The following is a 23013-nucleotide window of genomic DNA, read 5'->3' as shown; positions in this document are numbered from 1 at the left end:
ATGAAAAATAAGAAATTGCGAAGAACTTTAATACTATTCTTCATTTTTTTAATTGGATGTAGTGGTCCGAAGGTATACAACAGTGTCAATAGTTATGAGGATTCAAATTTGGATGCAGTAAAATTCGTCAGAACTGTAGATGGAGATACGATTATTGTAGAGGATGCTTTAGGGGAACAGAAGCGTGTTCGAATGATTGGTATTGATACTCCGGAATCTGTCGCAGCCGAGGAAGAACGTAACAATGAGTATGGTGTAATGGCAAGCGATTATACTAAGGAGCTACTTTCTAAAACTGATATGTTATATTTGGAATATGATGTGGATGATGATGACCAGTATGATAGAACATTGGCTTATGTATGGTTAGAAGACGTGTCTAACACCTTTGATGAGCAGAACATAGAAAATTCAATGGTTAATGCTATAATCGTGAAGAATGGGTATGGAGTAGCAAAAAGATATGAGCCTACTGTGGCACATGATGATTGTTTACAGGCTCTTATGAGAACTGCCAGAGATAATAATACAGGTTTATGGCAGTATGAAGGCTTCAGAAATTTGTGGGATTAATCACTTATCTGCGGGGGTGCAGCTATGGATATTAATGAAATCATTCAGGTTGTAGAAAAAAAGGCAGAGGAAATTGCTGAGGAGGAAATCGTTAAGTATAACAAGGATTTTCCTGAAATTACGCTTACAGAGGATGCTAAGGATTCGGTGAGAACCCGTTCTACATCTCAGCTTACATTACAGCTTAGTAAATTTCGCTTTCACAAGGATGCTGATTTGGATGAGCAGTTTAATAACTGGTTTGCACAAAATGAAGAGGAGGATCTTAGACGCACCTGCAGACACTGTCTTGAGGATGAGGTGAAAAAGATTCGAGAAGCAAATGGTAAGAATTTGACTTCATTGGATGCTTACCTTAAGAAGCATCTTGGTGACGTTCATCAGATAGATTAGAGGATATATAAATTTTCTAAGTTTTATGAACAATTTAGATTGACGTAGTAAAAATCCTGTGTTAATATACTTGAGTATGCCGCTCAGTGTGGTTTTTAAAGTGTGTTTCATTCCGAAGCACCACCGAAACTGGCGAGTAATGATAAAAAGGAGGAACAAACCATGTACGCAATTATTGCAACAGGTGGTAAGCAGTACAAAGTCTCTGAAGGCGATATCATTACCATTGAAAAGCTCGGCGTTGAGGCTGGTGAGAAGGTTACTTTTGATCAGGTTCTTGCTGTTAGCGACAAGGAACTCAAGGTTGGTGCACCTACAGTAGCAGGCGCAACAGTTGAGGCTTCTGTTGTTAAGGAAGGCAGAGGTAAGAAGGTAATCGTTTACAAGTACAAGAGAAAAACAGGTTACCATAAGAAGAATGGCCACAGACAGTCATTCACACAGGTTAAGATCGAAAAGATTAACGGCTAATTATGATTAGCGTAGTAATTTCCAGACATAATAATGAAATAGTTAATGTTTCACTTGAAGGTCACGCAGGATATGCTGATCACGGTCAGGATATTGTTTGTGCAGCTGTATCAGTTCTTGTTATTAATACATTTAATAGTATTGAACAGTTTACTGATGATGCTTTTTCTAGTGAAGCTGCCGAGGATGGTGGTTATATGGCCATGGCATTCCCGGAGGGTATTTCGGATAAATCAAAGCTATTGCTTGATTCTATGATATTAGGTTTGGACGAAATTCAAAAACAATACGGTGATGAATATATTTCATTACAATACAAGGAGGTGTAAGACATGTTACAGATGAACCTTCAGTTCTTCGCTCATAAAAAGGGTGTAGGCTCTACAAAGAACGGTAGAGATTCAGAGTCTAAGAGATTAGGCGCTAAAAGAGCAGACGGTCAGTTCGTTAAGGCTGGCAATATTCTTTACAGACAGCGTGGTACAAAGATTCTTCCAGGCAACAATGTAGGTCTCGGTGGAGACGATACACTTTTTGCTTTAGTTGATGGAGTACTTCGTTTCGAAAGAAAAGGTAGAGATAAGAAGCAGGCTTCTGTCTATCCAGTAGAACAGTAATCATTTGACCCGACTCACATTACGTAAGTCGGGTCAATTTTAAATTTGAGGAGAAATCTATGTTTGCTGATAGAGCAAAAATTATTATAAAGTCAGGTAAAGGTGGCGACGGTCACGTTAGCTTCCGCCGTGAAAAATATGTACCAAATGGTGGTCCAAATGGTGGTGACGGTGGCAAAGGTGGCGACGTTATTTTTGAAGTTGATCCTGGTCTCAATACTTTAGTAGATTACCGTCATAGACGTAAATTTGCTGCTGAAAATGGTCAAGAAGGAGGAAAGGATAATTGTCATGGTAAGAATGGCGAGGATCTTATCCTTAAAGTTCCTGAGGGCACAGTTATAAAGGATGCTGAAAGTGGAAGAGTTATTGCAGATATGTCTGGTGATAACAAGCGTCAGATTGTCCTTCCAGGTGGTAAGGGTGGCCTTGGCAATCAACATTTTGCGACATCTACTATGCAGGCTCCAAAGTACGCTAAGCCAGGTGTTGATGCCATCGAGCTTGAAGTAATCCTTGAGCTTAAGGTTATTGCTGATGTAGGTCTTGTTGGATATCCAAATGTTGGAAAATCTACATTCCTTTCACGTGTAACTAACGCTCAGCCTAAAATTGGAAATTATCATTTTACAACACTTTCTCCAAATCTTGGTGTTGTTGATGTTGATGATATAAACGGATTTGTTATTGCTGATATTCCAGGACTTATCGAGGGCGCTTCAGAGGGAATCGGACTTGGACATGAATTCCTTCGCCATATTGAACGTACAAAGGTTATTATACATATGGTTGATGGCGCTTCTGTTGAAGGTCGTGATCCAGTTGAGGATATTAAGACTATCTCAGCAGAGCTTGAAGCCTATGATTCAGAGCTTCTTAAGAAACCACAGGTTATTGCAGCTAACAAGATGGATGTTATCGGTGAAGAATCTAACGAGGTTATAGAAGCCTTAAGAGCTGAATTTGAGCCTAAAGGTATAAAGGTTTATCCTATTTCTGCAGTTAGTGGTAAAGGTCTTAAAGAGCTTCTTTACGAGGTTGTAAGACTTCTTGATACCTGCGATGACGAGCTTATCGTTTATGAGCAGGAATTTGATCCAACTATCCGTGCATTTAGCGAGGAGCCATACACTGTTGAGATTAACGATGAGGGCGACTATGTTGTTGAAGGACCTCGTATCGAAAAAATGCTTGGTTACACTAATCTTGAATCTGAGAAGGGCTTCTTGTTCTTCCAGAATTTCCTTAAAGAGCAGGGCATCTTAAAGGAACTTGAGGAAAAGGGTATCCAGGAAGGTGATACAGTTAGAATGTATGGCCTTGTGTTTGATTATTACAAGTAATTAGGAGATTAAAATGACTAATAAACAGAGAGCATATTTATCATCTCTTGCAGCTGATATGAGTCCAATCTTACAGATTGGCAAGGCTTCACTTACTCCAGAGTATACAAATGCTGTTGATGAGGCGCTCGAGGCAAGAGAGCTTATTAAAATTAATGTTTTAAAGAATTGCTTTGATGATCCAAAGGAGATTGCACAGGTTCTTTCTGAGCGTACTCATTCAGAGGTTGTCAGAGTAATCGGTAGAAAGATCATTCTTTATAGAGCAGCGAAGAAGCCTACAATTAAGCTTCCTCAGTAAGGAGACATCATGAGAATTGGTATTTATGGCGGGACATTCAATCCAATTCACAACACACATATCGAAATAGCTAAGGCTGCACTTGAACAGTATAACCTTGACAAAGTATATCTTTTGGTTGCAGGCACTCCACCACATAAGAATACTGCAGAATCTGTTGCAGATATTTGCAGACTGGAAATGGTGGAGCTTGCTATAAGAGATGAAAAAGATTTATTTATCGACGACAGGGAGATTTACCGCGCGGGTAAAAGCTATTCCTACATTACTATGACAGAATTAAAGAATGAACATCCTAAGGATGATATATTCTTTATTATGGGTAGCGATAGTCTGTTAAACTTTAAGGACTGGGTTAATCCTGAAATAATTTCCCAAACTGCGACTATTTTGGTTGCACCAAGACTGGGAGATGATTTTGATTTACTGAGCAAAGTAATAGACGAATATAGGAAAGTATTTGAGGGAGAGTTCGGTCTCATTGATTATGAACCTAATGAGATTTCATCTTCAAAAATTAGGGCAGATTTTTATGATGATATAAAGGTTAGGGATTGCCTAAGAACTGAGGTTATTCTGTACATTATTAATCATAATCTTTATAGCAAGTATACTTACTCTTATGATGACATTTTGAAATTATCAGAGGAGATGAAAAAAGCCCTTAAACCAGGTAGATATATACATACATTAGGTGTTGCTACCACAGCTTATGCTCTGGCTCTTAAATGGAATTATCCGGCATATACAGCAATGGTTGCTGGAATGCTTCATGATTCTGCTAAATGTATTTCTGATGAAGAGCGTTTAAATATTTGCGAAAGCAATAATATTCCAATCAGCGATATTGAACGAAAATATCCGCATTTACTTCATGGTAAGGTTGGAGCACATTTTTGTTCGACAAAGTATAATGTTTTTGATCCTCAGATTGCACATGCAATTACAGTTCATACAACAGGATGTCCTGACATGAACTTGTTGGATGAGATTATCTTTGTAGCTGATTACATTGAACCAGGAAGAGATAAGCAGCCTAGACTAGATATTCTTAGGTCCGTGGCTTATACGGATTTAGATGAATGTGTTTACATGATATTAGAAGATTCTGTAGCATATTTGAATAATAATCCTGATATGGTAGATCCTACCACTGTAGATACATATAATTACTACAAACAGTACATGAAAGAAAAGAGGTAAACTATGGACGCAAGAGAAATGGCCAAGATTGTTTGCAAAGCACTTGATGATAAAAAAGCAATTGACGTTAAGGCTATTGATATTTCAAATATCAGTATTATGGCTGATTATTTCATTGTTGCATCAGCTTCTAACCAGAGTCAGCTTAATGCTATGCAGGATGAAGTAGACAGATTACTTTATGAGCAGGGTATTCATGCTAAGTCAATCGAAGGAAACAGACAGAGTACATGGGTACTTATGGACTACGAGGATGTTATTGTTCATCTTTTCTCTGAGGAAGATAGATTATTCTATGATTTAGAGAGAATTTGGAAAGATGGAATCTTAATTGATGCAAAAGATTTATAAAAATTTAGGACGACCAAAAGGGTCGTCCTTTTTTGTATCAATTTAGAAGAAGCGGAATACTCCGAATACCTTACCAAGAATTAAACAATTATCTACAATGATTGGGTCCATATTATCGTTTTCTGGCTGAAGACGAATGTGACCATCTTCTTTATAGAAAGTCTTTACTGTGGCACTGTCATCAACAAGCGCTACAACCATATCTCCATTCTTAGCGGTATCCTGCTGTTTTACTAAAATGGTATCGCCATCCAAGATACCAGCATTAATCATAGATTCTCCCTGAACTTTTAACATGAATGACTGCTGATTAGGCATGTGTTCTGCAGGAATAGGGAAGTATTCAGAAATATTCTGAATAGCTAAAAGTGGCTGACCAGCAGCAACCTTTCCTACCACAGGAACATTAACCACCTCACGGCGTACCATATTAAAACTATCATCTACAATTTCGATAGCACGTGGCTTTGAGGGGTCACGCTTGATATAGCCATTCTTCTCTAAAGTCTCTAGATGAGAGTGAACAGAAGATGTAGACTTGAGATTACATGCATCACAAAGCTCACGAACTGTAGGTGGATAGCCTCTATTTAAAATTTCAGCTTTTATAACTTCGAGAATTTCACGCTGCTTAGCAGATATTTTTCCATATGCCATATGAAAATCTCCTTTCACTTTTAATCTATCTTTAGAGTATCATACGGAACATATTTTTGCAAACACATTTTCCGAAATTTTGTTCGAAAAAGTGTTGACAAACGAATGTTTGTGCTTTATAGTTTAATTCAGAACAGATGTTTTCGAACATATTTTTCTTTTTGATGGAGGAGAGGTCATGAGAAAGAATACAAAAGCTGAGAGAATAGTAAGAAACAGAAAGATTATGTTAGCTGTAGCTACTGTTATTGTTTCGTTTTTCATAGGGTTCATGCTTCATAGCAGCAAGGCAGCTGCAGAGAACAGTCGCCCTGTTTATACATACTATACCAGCTATGAGATTCAGTCTGGTGATACATTATGGACTATTGCTGATCAGTTTATGACTCCTGAATCATCAGATAAAGAAGCCTTCATTGACAATATTAAAAAGATTAATCATATTGGTGGGGACAATATTACTGCTGGAAAATATCTTGTTATTGAATATAGTTCTTATAAAGAATTATAAGAAATTAAGTGGCGCACGATTAATACTTTATTTATAATATTTATATTGATATAATATTTGAGTTATATTTTACGGGAGTATATTGTAGTTATGAATAAAGAAAAAATCGTATCGCAGTTTTTATTATTTCTCTGTATAGGGATTGTTTTGTTACATGCAGTTTTTGTATGTAAGGAAAAGCAAAGCCTTAATCTTGATGAATCTATTTCATTTCAGTTCGCAAATGACGGTGTAATTGAAGCAGGTGAGTTTTTTAGTTCATTAGTAAATGGCTCTATTTCAGATTATTCTGCACAGCTTTCGAGTAAAGTTTTAGGTACTAATAATTGGGTAAGTCAATCCGAAATAGATGATGAGTATACTGCTATAAATAAAGGCAGATTTAATATTTTTAGTGCATATTATATTAATGCAGGAGATGTTCATCCACCGTTTTACTATACTTGTTTAAATATTATTTCATCTATTTTTTCTGTATTAAATATTTATTCCATTGGTTTAATTCTTAATATAGTTGCATTAACAATTGTTTGTGGTTTCCTATATCTTATGGGCTGTAAATTATTTGAAAACCGAGCAATGGCTTTAATATCGGTATTGTATTATGGTCTTAGCTTTGGGTTTATTAATAGTGCTTCTTTATTTAGAATGTACGCCTTACTTACTATGTGGTGTGTTATTCTAGTTTATCTTTATATCTCATGGTACGATGCTGGATTTAATTATGATAATAATACTTTTAAGAAGATATGTGCTGTTGAGTTCATGGGAATGCTCACTCAGTATTTTGCACTTTTTTACATCGTGCCATTGTTTCTTATTACACTTATTGTGATGTATTTGAACAAGATATCACTTAAAAAGTATCTTATTGGAAATATAATTACTGGAGTTCTTTATCTTATTGCTTGGCCATTCTTTTTAATGCATGTTGTTTTTTCAGATAGAGGTCACGACGTTACAAGTAATCTATCTAATGGTGGTATTTTACGAAGAATTTATTATTACAGAGGCGCTGTTATTGAGGGGCTGTTTGCTGATAACAATGTATTTTTCATTTTTGTTGTTATTATCTCGATAATTGTAGTTGGCTTTTACATTTATAGATTGATTCGTGAACATAATTTTAAAGAACAGCTTACGGCTAGAAGTTCTATTATATGGATATATTGTTTTGTTCCTGCATTAATATACTTTGTTATTGCGGCTTGTTCTGTACCTTGGTTTGTAGACAGATATATTATGCCTATAATGCCTGCTGTTTCTATGTTGATAGTCTTTTTTGTTTATCAGGCATTAGGATTGGTTTTGAAACATAAAAATATTTGTGCTGTTCTAATTATAGGTCTTACTGTTTTTTTATGTGTTTATTGGCACAAAGAAATCAAACCTTATTATTTATATAATTCTGCTGATAGAATTGCATATAATGCTACATGTAAGGATACTGATGCAATCGTTATAGATGTAGATTATGAGGTAGTAAATTTTGAGGTTGAGACAAATTTTAAGCATCCAAATATCCTGGAGATGGATTCTAATCACATATCTGATATTGGATCCATGATTGATAAAAACGATGATTACACTCTCTATGTTCGAAAGGAAAAAATAGAAGAGAGTGAGATAGAAGATTATTTCAAATCTATTGGCTACAAGATGGATGTCATAGATTTTGATACAGACTTTTATAGAATTTATAAGCTACATCATTAAGCTCGTTATTTGCTTTTAATACTGATAACTGATAATCTATTATTATGGATATGATTCTAATATCACATATTGTTTCAATGAAAATGAATTAAATAATGGTTACGTAAGCATTCAGTCTGATGAAGACAAAAATGTTACTTTTAAGAAAATCGAAAATGAACTTACCAAAGAATACGGTGAGCCTTATGATAAGACTAAGAATTCTATGAAGTTTAATTATAAGGATGATTCAGTGATATATCTTTCAAAAGATGGATTACAGGTTGCTGTTTTATATTCAATGAACTAAATAGTTTGCATTTACTTTTAAAATTAAGCGTAGCAGGGGTAATAGCTGCTGCTACGTATTTTTGGATATATCAATCTATCGGATAAATATCTGTTTTACCGATAGATATTGCTTTTTAAATCAATAATACTTATAATATACTTATAAGGCTCAGGCTCAGGCCCAGTAAAATCAACACTTAGGAGGATTTTTATTATGGGAAAAGACTCTGAATTCTATAAAAACAAATCTAGAGATCAAAAAATAAAATTACGTGAACTTGAAGCTCTGCTTCCAAAGCCTGCTCAGGATTATATTCTTTCTAAGGAACAAAATGCTCAGCCTAGTTCACTTATTTCTTATTGCTATGACCTGCTTACTTTTTTTCGATTTTTAGCTGACAAAAACCCTACTATTACAGGTAATGAGATCAAAAAAATTGATTATAAGCTTTTAGATAAGATTACTCCTGAAGATATTGAGGAATACAAACGTTATCTTGAGCTTAATACTATAGGTGAACAACATGAAAATGGTAAGAAGGCTATTGCACGTAAATTATCACCTTTAAGAGGCATGTATAAATATTTATTTCAAAGGGATTACATTTCAAAAGACCCAACACAGCTTGTAGATATGCCGACAATCAAAAAAGATAAAAATATTGTCCGTATGAATAATTATGAAGTTCAGGCTATTTTAGACGCTATAGACAACGGAAATGCTTTTACCTCTGAAAGGCAACGAAAATATAATCAAAAGACCAGAGGGCGTGATTTAGCCATATTAACGCTTATGTTAAATACTGGAATTCGTGTTAGTGAATGCAATGGATTAGATTTAACTGATGTTGATTTTAATGTTAATTCTTTAACAATTGTTAGAAAAGGTGGCGGTCAGGATATAATCTATTTCAACGATGAAGTTTCTCAGGTTTTGCAGGATTATGTTAATGGAGAACGTGAATATATTAATCCGGTAGATGGTCATGAATCTGCACTCTTCTATTCTTTACAGGGTAGAAGAATAAGCATTGATGCAATAGAAAATCTTGTTAAGAAATACGCTAAAATGGTAGTTCCTAACAAGAAAATCACACCTCATAAGCTTCGCAGTACCTATGGCACTGCTCTCTACCGTGAAACAGGCGATATTCGCCTTGTAGCAGATGTTTTAGGCCATGAAAATATTAATACTACTATTGATTATTACGCAGCCATTGAAGACGAACACAAACGTTTGGCACGTAATGCAGTTGATTTTAGAAGAAAAGATAATTAGGACATTTTTCTATATCTTTCCAGTAAATTTTCAAAATAAGCTGGTAATGGAGCATTTACCTCCACGTATTCGCTTGTGCTAGGCTGTATAAAGCCTAAGGTCTGTGCGTGGAGTGTCTGGCCCTCAAGTCCTTTTACAGGCTTACCATATACGTCATCTCCAAGAAGTGGATGGCCTGTGTGCGCCATATGAACACGTATCTGATGTGTTCGGCCGGTCTCCAGCTTAAACTGGACATAAGAATACCCCTTAAATTGCTCTAAAACGGTGAAATGAGTGATTGCTTCTCTTCCATCACTTACTACAGCCATCTTCTTCCTATCTTTAGGATTTCGGCCTATAGGGGCGTTTATAGTGCCTGTCTCTTCTTTGAAATTTCCTATTACAATTCCTTTATATATTCTATTAACAGAATGAACTTTAATTTGTGCTGCAATATCGTTATGTGCCTTATCATTTTTACAAACGAGAAGGGAGCCAGTGGTGTTCATATCTATTCTATGAACTATTCCTGGTCTGATTTCGCCATTAATTCCTGATAATGAATCCTTACAGTGATACATTAGAGCGTTCACAAGTGTTCCAGAGTAATGTCCAGGGGCAGGATGCACCACCATTCCCTTTGGTTTATTTACCACGATAACATCGGAATCTTCATATAAAATCTCGATCGGAATATCCTCTGGAAGAATATCTATTTCTTTTACTGGCTCTATGCTTACTACGATTTCATCACCAAGCTTTGTTTGGTATTTTGATTTAACCTGTCTTCCGTTCACTAAAACAAAGCCATTATCAATTGCTTTTTGATAATAGCTTCGTGATTTTTCAGGAAGATTTTCAGCTAGATATTTATCTATTCTAATATTTTCTTCCGAAGGTTCTTCAATTATGATTGTGATTTCATCCATATTATTTAAATAATAAGCGTTGCTTAATCTCCTCTAAATCCTCATCTTTATAATAAAAAATTATAACAAGAAATAAAGCTATAACGCTACATGTTACATAAATGTCTGCTACGTTAAATACAGGAAAATTGATCAATGAAAAATAAATAAAATCAACTACGTAATTATTTGAAACACGATCAATATAATTTCCAATGGCTCCTGCAATAACAAATATTATTATATAGTTTAAAAGTGTATACTTCTTGTTCTGTGGCATTCTTATAAGTACATAGGCAAGTAAAATTAAAAGAACAGGTGTGATAATAGCGAACAATACCTGTTTGCCTTCTAAAAGAGAAAATGCTGCACCAGTATTCTCTAGATAATGTAGCTGTAAAACGCCTGGAATAAGTATAATATCATCCTTATTCATTAAATGATTTATTGCCAAATACTTGGTGTACTGATCTAAAAAAATAGAAATCAGAATTAAAGCAAAACTGTATATTATGGATGTAATTTTGTTAACTTTATAAAACATTAATTTAGCACCTGATCTATTGCTTCAAGTAAATCCTCATCTGTGAAATCTAAATATGAAGATGCTTCGCCAATAGCCTTTAATATTGTAAATTTTATCTTTTTGCCAGTCATTTTTTTGTCGGATTTTGAGGCTTCAAGTATATCAGAAGCTGAAAGTCCAGAAACATTAATTGGCATATTATATAGTTTTAAGCAATTAATGATATCAAGGTATTGCTCCTCGGTAATATTGCCAAGCTTTTTAGAAAGGAAAGATGCACAAACCATTCCTATACCAACACATTGGCCGTGACCAAGTGAAAAATTGCTAAGCTTTTCGATGGCATGACCTAACGTGTGACCAAAATTAAGATAAGCTCTTATGCCTTTTTCTGTAGGATCAATTTCTACTACATGACGCTTTATATCACAGTTTTTCATAACCATATATGATAAAGCATCATATTCTCTAGCTTTTACTTTATCAATATTATCCTTTAACCACTGATAAAAGTCTTTGTCGGATATAAGTCCGTGCTTTATAACTTCGCCCATACCACAAGCAAAATTATCATCATCTAAAGTCTTTAAAGTACCAATATTCATATATACGAGTTTTGGCATTTTAAAGGCTCCAACCATATTTTTATATTGATTAAAATCAACTCCGGTTTTACCACCGACGGAACTGTCAACCTGTGATAATAAGGTAGTAGGCATTTGGATAAAATCGATTCCTCTAAGGAAGGTCGCAGCTGCAAAACCTGTAAGGTCACCTACAACACCGCCGCCTAAGGCTACTAACAAAGAGCTGCGAGTGAATTTTTTTATTATTAGATGTTCATAAAGGAGACTAACTGTATCTAAATTCTTTGAGGCTTCACCTGCATCAAAGCTGAAAGAACAGACATTGTTACATATACTTTTAAAAATACTAACAACCTCAGCTAAATAAAGGCCTGCGACATTTGAATCAGAAACAACACAAATATTATCGTACTCTTTATTTAAATCAGATTTAAAAACTGAAGCAAGGTCAGAAAAATCCGGACGAAAATAGATGTTGTAACAAGGTTTATTCTCGTATTTCACGTTTAAGCAATCCATAATTCTAGTCTCCTCATTTAATAACTGTATTAAAAAAGCACCAGATTATTATCTGGTGCTAATTTTTTAAAATCCTGTCTGTATCCCTGTAAAATCAAAGGCATCAACGATTCCTGCTAAATCACCAGATAGCTCAACTCCTGCTGGTGTAATTATGAAGATATAATCTTCGATACGCTGTAAATTACCATCGATTGCGTAGCAGGTTCCGCATGTAAAATCTATAATTCGCTGTGCAACACCTAAGTCTAATCCCTTCATGTTAAGAAGGACTGTTCGCTCAGCTAAAAGTGTCTCTGAAATCTCGCGGGCATCCTCGAATGAAGATGGCTTAATAACACAAACTTCCATTACAGCTCCTTTCCCTTTATTTCTCATTGGCGTAATCTTTGGCGCTGGTTTAGAAGCTCTAGTCTCCCTGTCAGAAGGCTTGTTCAAAACTGGACGCTTTTCTTCCTCATCTTTTTTTGAAAACTTATTGAAGAAAGATTCTTTCTCTTCTTCCTCGTAAAGTTCTTCGTCCTCATAGTCATCATAGTCATCACTAAGATGCATTGCGTCAAGCATTCTTTCAAACATAACATTACTCCTCAAAATTAGATATTATAATTTCTTTCTCCAAAAATGGCTGTACCCACGCGAACATGAGTAGCACCCTCTTCTATAGCAACTTCAAAATCATTTGTCATTCCCATAGATAAAATTTTCATATCTACATTATCGATGTTTTTATTAGCTATGTCAACCGATAAATCCTTTATTTTGTGAAAAATTGGACGATTTTCTTCTGGAACCACAACATTTGGTGCTATTGTCATTAAGCCCATTATACGAACAGCATCAAGATGTGAAATCTCCTCACATAACTGAGCTGCTTCTTCAAGTTTAACACCAAACTTTGTAGCCTCATTTGCTGCGTTTACTTCAATAAGGATTGGCACAATTACTCCATGTTTCTTGGCCTGAATATTAATCTCTTCAGCAAGTCGATAGCTGTCTACTGAATGAATAAGTTTTACTTTATCAACAATATACTTTACCTTATTTCTCTGAAGATGTCCGATTAGGTGCCAATCAATATCCTCTGGCATTTCAGGAATCTTTCCTGTGAGCTCCTGTACCTTGTTCTCTCCAAAACTGCGGATGCCACAGTCATAAATGACCTGTAAATCTTCGACGGGTTTTGTTTTGCTTACTGCTATAAGAGTAACATCTTCTCGATTTCTTCCGGCTCTTTTACAAGCATCTGCTACACGTTGTTCAACATTAGTTAAATTCTCTTTTAATTCTTCCACTCTCATTATATTACCTCGTTAATTAATTTATGATTGAATTTTCCTCTACTTCGTCACCCTGTAATACGATATGGTCATACATGGAAATTCCATAGTTTGTTCCTGTCTCTATGATTGAGTAGTCGTTATTTTGGTATAATATCTCAATTTGTTTAAATACTGCGTAACCTTTATTTACGTTGTATACGCCTTTTAATTTATCCATATCTGTACCTACTACATAGGTTTCGTTAGAATTAGGCTTACATAGTACATCGCCTCGGGAAAGCACTTCATTATCTACATAAAAATAATCATCAGTTTCATAGTAAATTGTAGGACTTACATACTCACTGGAGCTTTCAGTCTTTCTAAGAAATCCTGCTTCATCATCATTACTTCCTCGCATTTCATAAGACTTTGGAATGGTATAAAAGGATTTTTGTACTATTGATGAATTAGGAATTTTTAATCCTGAAATATTATTATTTATAAGCTTTATGTGGACATATCTGCTTTCGGCGTATCGATCCATGGAATCATCAAGGGATAAAATCAAATAATATTTCCCCGCTTTTTCTGTAAAAGATAAGGATGTCCAGGTTTCTGTTTCATCTTCCAAGAATTTTATTTTTATATATGATTCACTTTGAAGAGAATCGTATAGTGTTTTATCGACTTCACATATCAGATTCCAGTGATCAGACGTAATTAACTTATAAACTGGCTGACCTGCAACAACCGTTTCCTGAGATTTTAAATTAGTTGCTGCATATTTTGACATGTCAAAAGAATCTGAAATAAAGGAATCGATTGTAAGATTCTCAAGACCGTCAATTGAGTATACTATAAGTCCAGGTTGCGGACTTGAATATATATTAAAAGTACCACTTGCAATAGCTGATTGTACAGAATCATTCATTGCTTCCATAGCAGAAACTGTATAAAGCTGTTGAACCTGAGATTCTAATTCATTTTTAAATGAATATAGCTTGTTGTAGGTGATATTTGAATAATCAAAAGAGTAAGTTGATATGCTGTTTTGAAGCTTTTGATAATCATCTTCATCAAGACTTACGTCTACAGATTGAGAAGAACTTTTTAATGACGAAAGAATCTCTCCGGATAAATCTAATGCATAGACTTGTGACTTCGCTCCTACCTTAGTGTAATTTTCGGCTAAGTACAGGATATCACCATTTGTGTCTGCGTTAATAATTTGTTCCTGTCGGATTGCCAGTGCATTGTATTCAAGATTTGAAGATATAGAACCTTGTGAAACCTCGTAAACAGTGATATTTGCTTCTGTAATATAGGTAAGCAAATGAAAAAGCATGTAAATAAACATAACACCTATAGTAATGAAGCCAATAGATATATGATATTGCTTAGGATATTTAATTATTTTTTCATCCTTCTTTTTGCGCATTTAAATATATAGTACTCCTGCTACAATTTAAAAGGGCACGTTTCCGTGCCCCATTATTTTTGATTTTATAAAGATATAACTATCTTGCCTTTGGCATCCTCAGGTAAATCTTTTTCATTCCTACTAACAGACAAAACAAATTTAACATCAAACATGTTGCAAATCTTATCAAGCTTATTAAGGGCAACTGTAATACCTTCATTTGTGTCAATATTTGATACTGTAAGAAAACTGTCTAAGAAGACCTCTTGGATATCAGAGTTCTGAGATAAAACTCCACTTAAGAAACCTAAAAATTCATCAGAAGAATCGATTGGATAATCCCCCATGTTAATCAAACGAATCTTTGAATCTAACTCATACATATGTTTTGTATTCTTGTCGATGTAAACAATGGATCCATCCACCTTCTGGATATCACTGTTTACCTTATCAAGTAAATACTTTGTCTTGCCCTTGCCCTTCTCGCCTGAAATAATCTCCACCATGTCAAAATACCTCCCTTAAGTAATATTTATAGTTCTCCTTCTCGTTCCGGATTAACTATTTTTTTGTTATATACATTCTAACATAATGTGTAGAAAACCTAAATAACAAAAACAAGATTTATTCAAAAAATATACACATATAAAATACAATATATAGAACAATTGTAAGTTAAAACCGGAAAATTCAGAAAACTAAATACAATACTTGCTGAGTATTTCGTTCATAAGTAGATATAAATTACTACGGCAATCAGCATTAAATACAATGGAAATAATCTTATCCTGCTCTTCGTTCTCTGATAAAAGAACCAAACAATATCCGGCAGCACCAGTAGTACCGGTCTTACCGCCTAATATGTTAAAGCCTGCAGGTTTTTTGATCTTACCATTTTGATACTGATTTGTTGTAGCCCATTCAACCGTCTTTGCTTTTCCACCGCTGGTATAATTTGCAGTATAGGTATTTGCAGTGAAAATATTGTAAAAATCTGGGTTCTCAATGGCTGCATTGAGTATCAAATACATATCATATACAGTTGTGTAATGATTTTCATCGTGCAATCCGTTTGGAGTAACAAAATGTGAATTTGTAGCTCCAAGAGATTTTGCTGTCTCATTCATAAGATCAGCAAAGGTTTCGGTGTCTCCACTAATCCCCTCTGCTATAGCTATAGCTGCATCATTTCCAGAACGAAGCATTAAACCATATAGTAAATCTCTTAATGAAATTACGTCTCCCTCTTTTAAGTTAATTACAGAGGAATCACTGGCCTGTTTAACGGCATTGGCACTTACCGTGTAATAGTCATCCAAATTTCCTTTGAGACATGCTATATATGCTGTGAGAATCTTTGTAGTGGATGCAGGATAAAGCTTCTCATGCACTGATTGTGCGTATACTGTAGATTGCTTAGTAATGTTAAAGGCACCAGCGCCTGATGCAACTTGTGAATCTACATTAGAAGTACCTAAATCATCAGTGTTCGTAACACAAAGCTTCTTCGCGTATAATTCAACATCTGAGGTAGCTCCGTTTTGGGTTAACCCATATTCAAAGGATGTATCGTATAAATTGTATTTTGTGACATCCTCCTGCTCACTTTTGCATGCAGTAAGTGAAAGAGACATTGATGCTATAAGCACGAAAGATAAAAGTTTATTTATACATTTCACGCCACTCAAGATCTCCTCTATCTAATGACTTAATAAGCAGCTCTGCTGTCGCCAAATTAGTGGCTAGTGGAATATTGTGAGCATCACAAAGTCTTACAATATTGTTTACATCAGGCTCATGGGATTTAACAGTAAGAGGATCTCTCAGAAAGATAACCAAATCGATTTCGTTCTGTTCAATCTGTGCTCCTAACTGCTGTGTACCACCAAGGTGTCCAGCTAAATATTTGTGTACAGAAAGATTTGTTACCTCTTCAACTAGTCTGCCAGTAGTTCCTGTTGCAAAAATTTCATTTTTGCTAAGAATTCCTCTGTAAGCAATGCAGAAATTCTGCATAAGCTTCTTTTTGGAATCATGAGCTACTAATCCAATGTTCATTTAAAATAGCCTCCCATTATTATTTTTTGACTGTATGCCAACATTTAAAACAATACCTATTCCAAAGTAAACGGTAACAAGCGATGTTAGTCCATAGCTTACGAAAGGAAGAGGCAAACCGGTATTTGGCATCAATCCGGTGACTACGCAAATATTAACAAAGCTTTGGAAACCAATAAGTGTGGCCATACCAACACAGATAAGCTTTCCGGAAACGTCCTTTGCTCTTTTTGCGATTAGTAATATTTCTATTGTGATAAAAAATATTAAGATTATAACTAAAGCTGAACCTACAAATCCTAATTCCTCTCCTGCTACTGCGAAGATAAAATCAGTATGAGGCTCTGAAATATAATTACCATTTTTTACAGAATCAAAGGAATCATTTCCCAGGCCCTTACCAAGTAACTGACCTGAACCAATGGCCATAATGGAATTCTGCTGCTGATATGCTCCCTGAGGATATTTCTCAGGCTTAAGCCATGCAAGGATACGACCGCCTTGATATTCTTTCAAAATCGTCGGACCGTCCTGTACGACTAGTAAAAGCAAAATGATAATTGATGGGACTGTAATGCCTAAAACTATAGCGACAAGTTTATAACTTAATCCCACTACAAACATCATAACACAAATTATCATCATTGTGACTATAGTAGTGGATAAATCTGGCTCTTTTTCTATTAAAAATAACGGAAATGCAGATAAAAGTATTGTTAAACCTAATATTTTAGGTTTATTAATGTCTTCTTCATGCATCATTAAAAACCACGAAAAGAATAAAATTAAAAGAATTTTGCCAAGCTCGGAAGGCTGGAAGCGCACACCTACATCAATCCATCTGGTGGCACCACCTGCTTCATCACCGAATAAAAGCACGGCTATTAGCAAGGCAATAACTAATCCGTAGTAAATCCAATGAAAATGAAGAATAAAATCATAATCAATTAGTGTCATTACACTCATAACAATAACACCAAGAATCATACCAATAATTTGCTTTTGTTGGTTTGATTCATTGGCACTTCCGATTACAAAAATACCTATAATTGTAAGTGTAATAACTGCAAGTATTAATTTTATATCCAGATTTTTAAATCTATAATTATGAAACATTTATTTTATCCTTTTTAATAAACCACTGCTAAGAGGCTCGGCCAAAAGCTCATGGTTCCATACCGATATACCTATTGGCTCTTCTTTAGAACGTCTTACTCGAAGAGACCATTTTTCCTGAAGCTTAATTTCGCCTGTAACCGTTCCAATATGGATATCCTTTGAATTAAGCTCTCCAGCTACAATGTAGCAGCCTGTATTATCAGGGTATCCTGCGTGACAGCTACCATCCAGACTACCGAGAACAATAATATTGCCCTTTGCTCTTACACTTGCCTTGGATTTTACATCACCAAGTATAATAAGGCTGGAATCTGATGTAATCTCATCAGTTTTGGTGACACTGCCTCTGATGATTTTTGCATTCTCAAATATTTCATCAGTATAAAATCTATCGATTTCACCAAGCATTCTTGTGTCTTTATACTGATTGTTTTCGTTGAGAAGAATGATTTTTATTTTTGAATTAAGCTCGATTGCCTGAATGATAACGAGACCTTCTTCTGTACTAATCTCTCGACCAAAGGTTTCGAGAATCATAGAAGTCTCGCCAAAGAAATCTGCTGAAGTAGCAAATTTCTCGCAGATGGCTCTCACCAAATCTTCAAATGGTATTGTGGCATCAAGCTGTAACGATAAACCGTATTTATTACTTTTTAATACTACAGGATCGTTAGCCAAAACGTACCTCCTAAATTGTAATTATGTATTAATCAGTAACTTCGTTTCCTGAATTAGATACTGAAGTAGCCTCACCGCTAAGAAGCTCTTCTGTAGAAGAAACTCCAAAGTAATAAGACATAATATCCTTTGAAACAGCCGCTGCATTATGAGAGGTATAACCGTAAGCGATACGTGTTGCAAGGGCTATTTCTGGATTGTTATAAGGCGCAAACCCAATAAATAAAGCGTGGTTAGGTCTGCTTTTTACCTGCTGAGCTGTACCAGTCTTACCTGCTACTGGAACAGAGAAATTATTGAAGGAAGAAAGTGATTCTGTAACCATTTTCATACCATAATGGATTGCATCCCACTGTCCAGCATTAAGAACATCAATTTGATTTCTAACACTAGGCTTATAGCTTTCAACTACATTTCCTTCTGAATCCCTTACGCTGTCAAGTAAAGTAAGATTATATACAGTTCCTCTGCTGGCAATTGCTGTAGCATAACGCGCCAAACCAACTGTTGTATAGTTGTTATCAGACTGACCGATGGCTGCCATGACAGGATATTCTGTGGCAATATGAGGAGAATTCTCTTCTATCTCCACACCTGTTGTTTCATCCAAACCATAAAGTGATGCGTACTTAGATATTTTTTCAATACCCTTTACATCATCGTAGGCACCATCGCCTCCCGATAATCTCCAACCTACTTCATAGAAGAAGTAGTTACATGAATCTCTGATAGCTTCAGAAACATTGATACTACCGTGGTTGCTTGGGTAAATCCAACACTTAGGATTATTAGAAACCTTTGTATATTGACCAAGATCCACGATTTCTGAAGTTGTTGTAATAACGTTTTCAGCTAAACCTGCTGTAGAACTAACAATCTTAAAGGTAGAACCAGGAGCTGTTCTCTGCTGTGTAGCGTAGTTATAAAGAGGATTAGCTGCGCTATTTGTAAGATAAGCATAGTAATCTGAATCTACAGAGTTAGCAAGTCTGTTATTGTCGTAGCCTGGGTAAGTAACCATAGCTAAAACTTCACCAGTCTTTACATCTAAGATTACAGTTGAACCAGAACAAGGATCCAATGCAAGCTGACCTGGTGTAAGCTCAAGATTTTTGATCTTTGAAAGCATAAACTCGTAAGCAGAAATACGACCGCTTTTAAGCATGCTATAGGTTTCAGCATCTTCCTTTAACACACCCTGATCATAAAGAATAATACAAAGCTGTGTTCCTGATATTCCATCATCTAAAAGAAGATATTTATAAATTAAATTTTGGAAAGATTTATCCTGAGAAATATACTCGAGAGTATAATTAATCAGGTCATTATAAAGCTCTTCAGTATCAGCATATTTAGCTTCACTTTCGTACTTAGTAATATCTATCCAATTCTGCTCAATAGCATATAGCAGGTACTTGTTTACTGCCATATTCTCAGATGTCCAGTTTTCCTGAACCTCAGATGAGCTATCAATAGCAGAAGAATCAAATATACCAAGACTTTTAAGCTTTGTAACAATAAAAGTAGAATATGCCTGATATTCATCGGGTAAATCCTTGTAAACTACTTCATTACCAAACTTCAATTGAGTTTTAAGGTTAGCTAATACTTCCTTTTCCTTTATCTTGTATGCTGCTAAAACTGCCTTTTCAGTATCCGTCGCTTTTTCATCAGAGAAGGCTGTTGTATCAATGATGCCATTGGCAATTAATGAATTGTAAACATCATAAATTGGTACAACTACATCAGAAGAAGAAGCGTTTTCAGAGGCATGATATTGCTTAATATTGGCAATCTTTGAATATAAGATACCTGCAATCTCCTGCTCCAAAAGTGTGTAGGTAGCCTTTTGTAAATCCATATCGATTGAAAGATACACATCGTTTCCCGATACTGCTGGTGTGTAATCGCCTTCAGCAATTGTATTACCTACACTGTCTACGAATAAGGTTTCAGCACCTTTGGTACCAGAGAGATAATCATCCATATATTTTTCGATACCAGATTTACCGACAATATCTGTTGCCTCCACAGAATCATCTTTTGCTGAACGAGTTTTGTATTCGTCAGTAGAAATCTGTCCTGTATAGCCTATGATATGAGCAAAATATTCACTGTTTTTGTAGCGTCTAAGAGACTTCTGTTCTATTGCTACGCCTGTAAGCTCATTAACATTTTCCTCTATGTAAGCCACTGATTTTTCGGATATATCAGAGGCAATTACCGTTGAGATATATTTTTGATAGGAATTTTGTCCCATATTATAGCGGACTACCATTATCTCATATCTGAGCTTTTGGTTATATTCATCAGAGATGTTATATACTCTCTCACCCTGCAGATAATTGATAATATCATCAGCAGTGGCATTAGCTTCATCGATTCCCAGTTTTTCATTATATTCAAGGTCATCAATACTTGTTTTGCCGAAAACATCAGCACGAAAACGCTGAAGTGCACTGCCTGAATACATGAATTGATAACTGTTGGATGAATCTATATAGATAGGGAAATTGTTGTCAATTTCATCTCCGTTTGCTTGAAGTTTTGTAATTATTTCTGCGATTTCTGAATTAAGAGACTCGCTTTTCACTTTTTTGTTGGAATACGAGCCATTATCCTGAATAGTAACAGCATAAACTAATTCGTTATAAGCCAAAAGATTTCCATTGCGATCATAGATATTACCTCTGGTTGCAGGAATCGTCTCTGTTTTTTCAAGCTTCAAATTATAGTTGTCCTGATATTCGCTACCATTGATAATCTGCAAATAAAAAAGACGTGAAATAAGAACAGCAGCAAAAATACCCATTACTACTGAAACCACGCGAATACGTGAAGAAAATGCATTTACAAAAAAGTCCTTAATAATTTCCAATTCTATCAGAACCTTTCTTTTCTAATTTTTCTAGCCAGTTATTAATGTTCAATATTATGTAATATACAAAAATTGACACGAGCAGAGTATAAACTACCTCAGGTAAAATAATATTCATAAGATAAAATGAAAAATTGTACTGAGATTTTATAGCGTAGAGTGCTAAATAAGAAAATACTCCGTAAATAAAGTCGCTGGTGCCAATAAGAATCAGAGGCAACTTTAAGTCGTCTCCGAAAAACTGCTTTTTAAATAGACCATTTAAAAGGCCAATATACATATATACTAGAGCATAAAATCCAAATAAAGTACCTGAAAAAATATCAAGCAGAAGTCCTGTGCAAAAGCCAACAGTGATACCGTGGCGTCTACCCTTCATAAATCCGTAGGTAGCTACAACACATATAAGAATATTTGGAGTTACTCCTGCAAGTCTATATCGTGAAAAAATACTTGTTTGAAGTAAAAAACAAACATATATCACAAGTGCAATTACCAATATTTTCTTTAAATATTGTTTGAATTTACTCACTCTTATAGGACTCCTTTAATTGCTTGATTACAAGTACTTCTGATAAATGCTTAAAATCAACTACAGGAGTAATTGTTCCCGATTTCGAAAGGTCGTTTTCATCCTTGTTAACCTCTGAAACATATCCAATAAGGATACCAGGAAGATATTTATCAGAAATATTTGAGGTGACTACCATGTCACCAATTGCAACCTTATCAGCACTATCATCAAGATTAGAAAATGTAATAAGGTTGTTTAAGGTCATTTTTTCAAGAGAACCAGAAACGATACAATTGTCTTCTGTGGAAGAAATTGTGGCACTAACATTTGCAGTGTCATCGATTATTGCTCTAACAACTGCATAAGAATCGCCAACGGATGAAACAATACCTACTAAACCACCATCCGCAATAACGTTCATATTGACCTTAATGCCGTCCTTTGTTCCCTTGTCTATTGTGAAGGTGTTAAACCAGTTTGAAGTGCTCTTTCCGATGATACGCGCACCTGTTGTGTCGTAATCATAATAGCTTTGATCAAGCTCATATAGCTTTTGAAGCTCGTCCAATTCATCGAGCTTAAGCTGCATGTTGCTGATTTTTGAATTTAATTCTTCAACCTCTGCCTGTAAAGCTTCGTTTTCAGATACAAGCTCTTTTCTTGTCTTTGTGTCTGCTGAAGATATAGCTATAGTGCTGCCAATATAATCAATACCTTTTTGCATAGGAATGAAAATATGGTTGGCTATTGTCTCCAAGGGACCACCTGAAAAGCCAGTTGAATAACTAAAAAACAAAAGCATTATACAAATAATAGATAAGATGGTGAGCAAATATTTACTTGGAATACCACCATTTGCTTTTCTTTGTCTCAT

The 23013-nt window shown here is 35.2% G+C and carries 27 protein-coding genes; 12 read left to right on the top strand and 15 right to left on the bottom strand.

What is annotated here, in order from left to right:
* From BLP54_RS02795 to rsfS, 9 genes are all read left to right on the top strand, one after another.
* Positions 1-573 (top strand): thermonuclease family protein, encoded by a 573-nt coding sequence (locus tag BLP54_RS02795; RefSeq protein WP_090166507.1) that lies wholly within the window; start codon positions 1-3, stop codon positions 571-573.
* Positions 574-597: 24 nt separating this feature from the next.
* Entirely contained in the window at positions 598-966 is a 369-nt protein-coding gene (locus BLP54_RS02790) for a hypothetical protein (RefSeq protein WP_090166505.1), read from the top strand.
* 162 nt (positions 967-1128) lie between these two features.
* Complete coding sequence (gene rplU / locus BLP54_RS02785) at positions 1129-1437, top strand: 50S ribosomal protein L21 (RefSeq protein ID WP_072918564.1); 309 nt, start codon at positions 1129-1131, stop codon at positions 1435-1437.
* A 2-nt stretch (positions 1438-1439) separates the two neighbouring features.
* The gene (locus BLP54_RS02780) at positions 1440-1766 is read left to right on the top strand and encodes a ribosomal-processing cysteine protease Prp (RefSeq protein WP_090166503.1); all 327 of its coding nucleotides are present in this window, start codon (positions 1440-1442) and stop codon (positions 1764-1766) included.
* A gap of 3 nt (positions 1767-1769) precedes the next feature.
* Positions 1770-2054 carry a 50S ribosomal protein L27 gene (rpmA, locus tag BLP54_RS02775; protein ID WP_015549701.1) on the top strand — a complete coding sequence of 95 codons (285 nt, stop codon included), beginning with the start codon at positions 1770-1772 and terminating at the stop codon, positions 2052-2054.
* A gap of 59 nt (positions 2055-2113) precedes the next feature.
* A complete protein-coding gene (gene obgE / locus BLP54_RS02770) occupies positions 2114-3397 on the top strand; it encodes a GTPase ObgE (RefSeq protein WP_090166501.1) in 1284 nt (427 codons plus the stop codon).
* Positions 3398-3410: 13 nt separating this feature from the next.
* Positions 3411-3698, top strand: coding sequence for a YhbY family RNA-binding protein (locus BLP54_RS02765; RefSeq protein ID WP_028247079.1), 288 nt, complete (start codon positions 3411-3413; stop codon positions 3696-3698).
* A gap of 9 nt (positions 3699-3707) precedes the next feature.
* A complete protein-coding gene (gene nadD / locus BLP54_RS02760; RefSeq protein ID WP_090166499.1) occupies positions 3708-4901 on the top strand; it encodes a nicotinate (nicotinamide) nucleotide adenylyltransferase in 1194 nt (397 codons plus the stop codon).
* A 3-nt stretch (positions 4902-4904) separates the two neighbouring features.
* A complete protein-coding gene (gene rsfS / locus BLP54_RS02755) occupies positions 4905-5252 on the top strand; it encodes a ribosome silencing factor (RefSeq protein WP_028247078.1) in 348 nt (115 codons plus the stop codon).
* A 42-nt stretch (positions 5253-5294) separates the two neighbouring features.
* Here the strand turns inward: rsfS and lexA are convergent, their stop codons facing one another.
* Positions 5295-5909 (bottom strand): transcriptional repressor LexA, encoded by a 615-nt coding sequence (lexA, locus tag BLP54_RS02750; protein ID WP_090166497.1) that lies wholly within the window; start codon positions 5907-5909, stop codon positions 5295-5297.
* 178 nt (positions 5910-6087) lie between these two features.
* On the opposite strand from lexA, the gene BLP54_RS02745 reads away from it, so the two are divergent.
* From BLP54_RS02745 to BLP54_RS02735, 3 genes are all read left to right on the top strand, one after another.
* Positions 6088-6420 carry a LysM peptidoglycan-binding domain-containing protein gene (locus BLP54_RS02745; protein ID WP_090166494.1) on the top strand — a complete coding sequence of 111 codons (333 nt, stop codon included), beginning with the start codon at positions 6088-6090 and terminating at the stop codon, positions 6418-6420.
* Positions 6421-6510: 90 nt separating this feature from the next.
* The gene (locus BLP54_RS02740; RefSeq protein ID WP_090166492.1) at positions 6511-8136 is read left to right on the top strand and encodes a hypothetical protein; all 1626 of its coding nucleotides are present in this window, start codon (positions 6511-6513) and stop codon (positions 8134-8136) included.
* Positions 8137-8620: 484 nt separating this feature from the next.
* Positions 8621-9685, top strand: a complete 1065-nt coding sequence (locus tag BLP54_RS02735) for a tyrosine-type recombinase/integrase (protein WP_090166490.1) — start codon at positions 8621-8623, stop codon at positions 9683-9685.
* Here BLP54_RS02735 and BLP54_RS02730 read toward each other — a convergent pair.
* The 14 genes from BLP54_RS02730 to mreC all read right to left on the bottom strand — a co-directional run bounded on the left by BLP54_RS02730 (position 9682) and on the right by mreC (position 23013).
* A complete protein-coding gene (locus tag BLP54_RS02730; protein WP_090166488.1) occupies positions 9682-10596 on the bottom strand; it encodes an RluA family pseudouridine synthase in 915 nt (304 codons plus the stop codon). The genes BLP54_RS02735 and BLP54_RS02730 overlap by 4 nt on opposite strands.
* Before the next feature lies 1 nt (position 10597).
* A complete protein-coding gene (gene lspA, locus BLP54_RS02725) occupies positions 10598-11119 on the bottom strand; it encodes a signal peptidase II (protein WP_090166486.1) in 522 nt (173 codons plus the stop codon).
* On the bottom strand, positions 11119-12207 hold the full coding sequence (aroB, locus tag BLP54_RS02720) for a 3-dehydroquinate synthase (protein ID WP_242870610.1): 1089 nt from the start codon (positions 12205-12207) through the stop codon (positions 11119-11121). The genes lspA and aroB overlap by 1 nt, the downstream gene beginning before the upstream one ends.
* A gap of 66 nt (positions 12208-12273) precedes the next feature.
* The gene (locus BLP54_RS02715; RefSeq protein WP_090166482.1) at positions 12274-12786 is read right to left on the bottom strand and encodes a cell division protein SepF; all 513 of its coding nucleotides are present in this window, start codon (positions 12784-12786) and stop codon (positions 12274-12276) included.
* Positions 12787-12803: 17 nt separating this feature from the next.
* Positions 12804-13508: a YggS family pyridoxal phosphate-dependent enzyme gene (locus BLP54_RS02710; protein ID WP_090166480.1), complete on the bottom strand. Its 705-nt coding sequence runs from the start codon at positions 13506-13508 to the stop codon at positions 12804-12806.
* A 16-nt stretch (positions 13509-13524) separates the two neighbouring features.
* Positions 13525-14910: a biotin/lipoyl attachment domain-containing protein gene (locus BLP54_RS02705; RefSeq protein WP_090166478.1), complete on the bottom strand. Its 1386-nt coding sequence runs from the start codon at positions 14908-14910 to the stop codon at positions 13525-13527.
* 65 nt (positions 14911-14975) lie between these two features.
* A complete protein-coding gene (locus BLP54_RS02700) occupies positions 14976-15398 on the bottom strand; it encodes a twitching motility protein PilT (protein WP_090166476.1) in 423 nt (140 codons plus the stop codon).
* A 192-nt stretch (positions 15399-15590) separates the two neighbouring features.
* On the bottom strand, positions 15591-16571 hold the full coding sequence (locus BLP54_RS02695; RefSeq protein WP_242870609.1) for a D-alanyl-D-alanine carboxypeptidase family protein: 981 nt from the start codon (positions 16569-16571) through the stop codon (positions 15591-15593).
* Positions 16555-16950, bottom strand: a complete 396-nt coding sequence (locus tag BLP54_RS02690) for a methylglyoxal synthase (RefSeq protein WP_028247062.1) — start codon at positions 16948-16950, stop codon at positions 16555-16557. Before BLP54_RS02690 ends, BLP54_RS02695 begins: the two co-directional genes overlap by 17 nt.
* A complete protein-coding gene (locus BLP54_RS02685) occupies positions 16951-18066 on the bottom strand; it encodes an FtsW/RodA/SpoVE family cell cycle protein (protein WP_090166474.1) in 1116 nt (371 codons plus the stop codon). It abuts the gene before it with no gap.
* Positions 18067-18747, bottom strand: coding sequence for a septum site-determining protein MinC (locus BLP54_RS02680; RefSeq protein WP_090166472.1), 681 nt, complete (start codon positions 18745-18747; stop codon positions 18067-18069).
* Between the two features lie 28 nt (positions 18748-18775).
* On the bottom strand, positions 18776-21625 hold the full coding sequence (locus BLP54_RS02675) for a penicillin-binding transpeptidase domain-containing protein (protein WP_090166470.1): 2850 nt from the start codon (positions 21623-21625) through the stop codon (positions 18776-18778).
* On the bottom strand, positions 21612-22157 hold the full coding sequence (mreD, locus tag BLP54_RS02670) for a rod shape-determining protein MreD (protein ID WP_090166467.1): 546 nt from the start codon (positions 22155-22157) through the stop codon (positions 21612-21614). The genes BLP54_RS02675 and mreD overlap by 14 nt, the downstream gene beginning before the upstream one ends.
* The gene (gene mreC / locus BLP54_RS02665; RefSeq protein ID WP_242870608.1) at positions 22150-23013 is read right to left on the bottom strand and encodes a rod shape-determining protein MreC; all 864 of its coding nucleotides are present in this window, start codon (positions 23011-23013) and stop codon (positions 22150-22152) included. The genes mreD and mreC overlap by 8 nt, the downstream gene beginning before the upstream one ends.

Origin of the sequence: Pseudobutyrivibrio sp. 49, assembly GCF_900100545.1 — a bacterium.
In the GTDB taxonomy this organism is placed as follows: Bacteria; Bacillota; Clostridia; order Lachnospirales; family Lachnospiraceae; genus Pseudobutyrivibrio.
The sequence above is the reverse complement of the archived record's forward strand: the minus strand, read 5'-3'. Positions and strand labels throughout refer to the sequence as shown.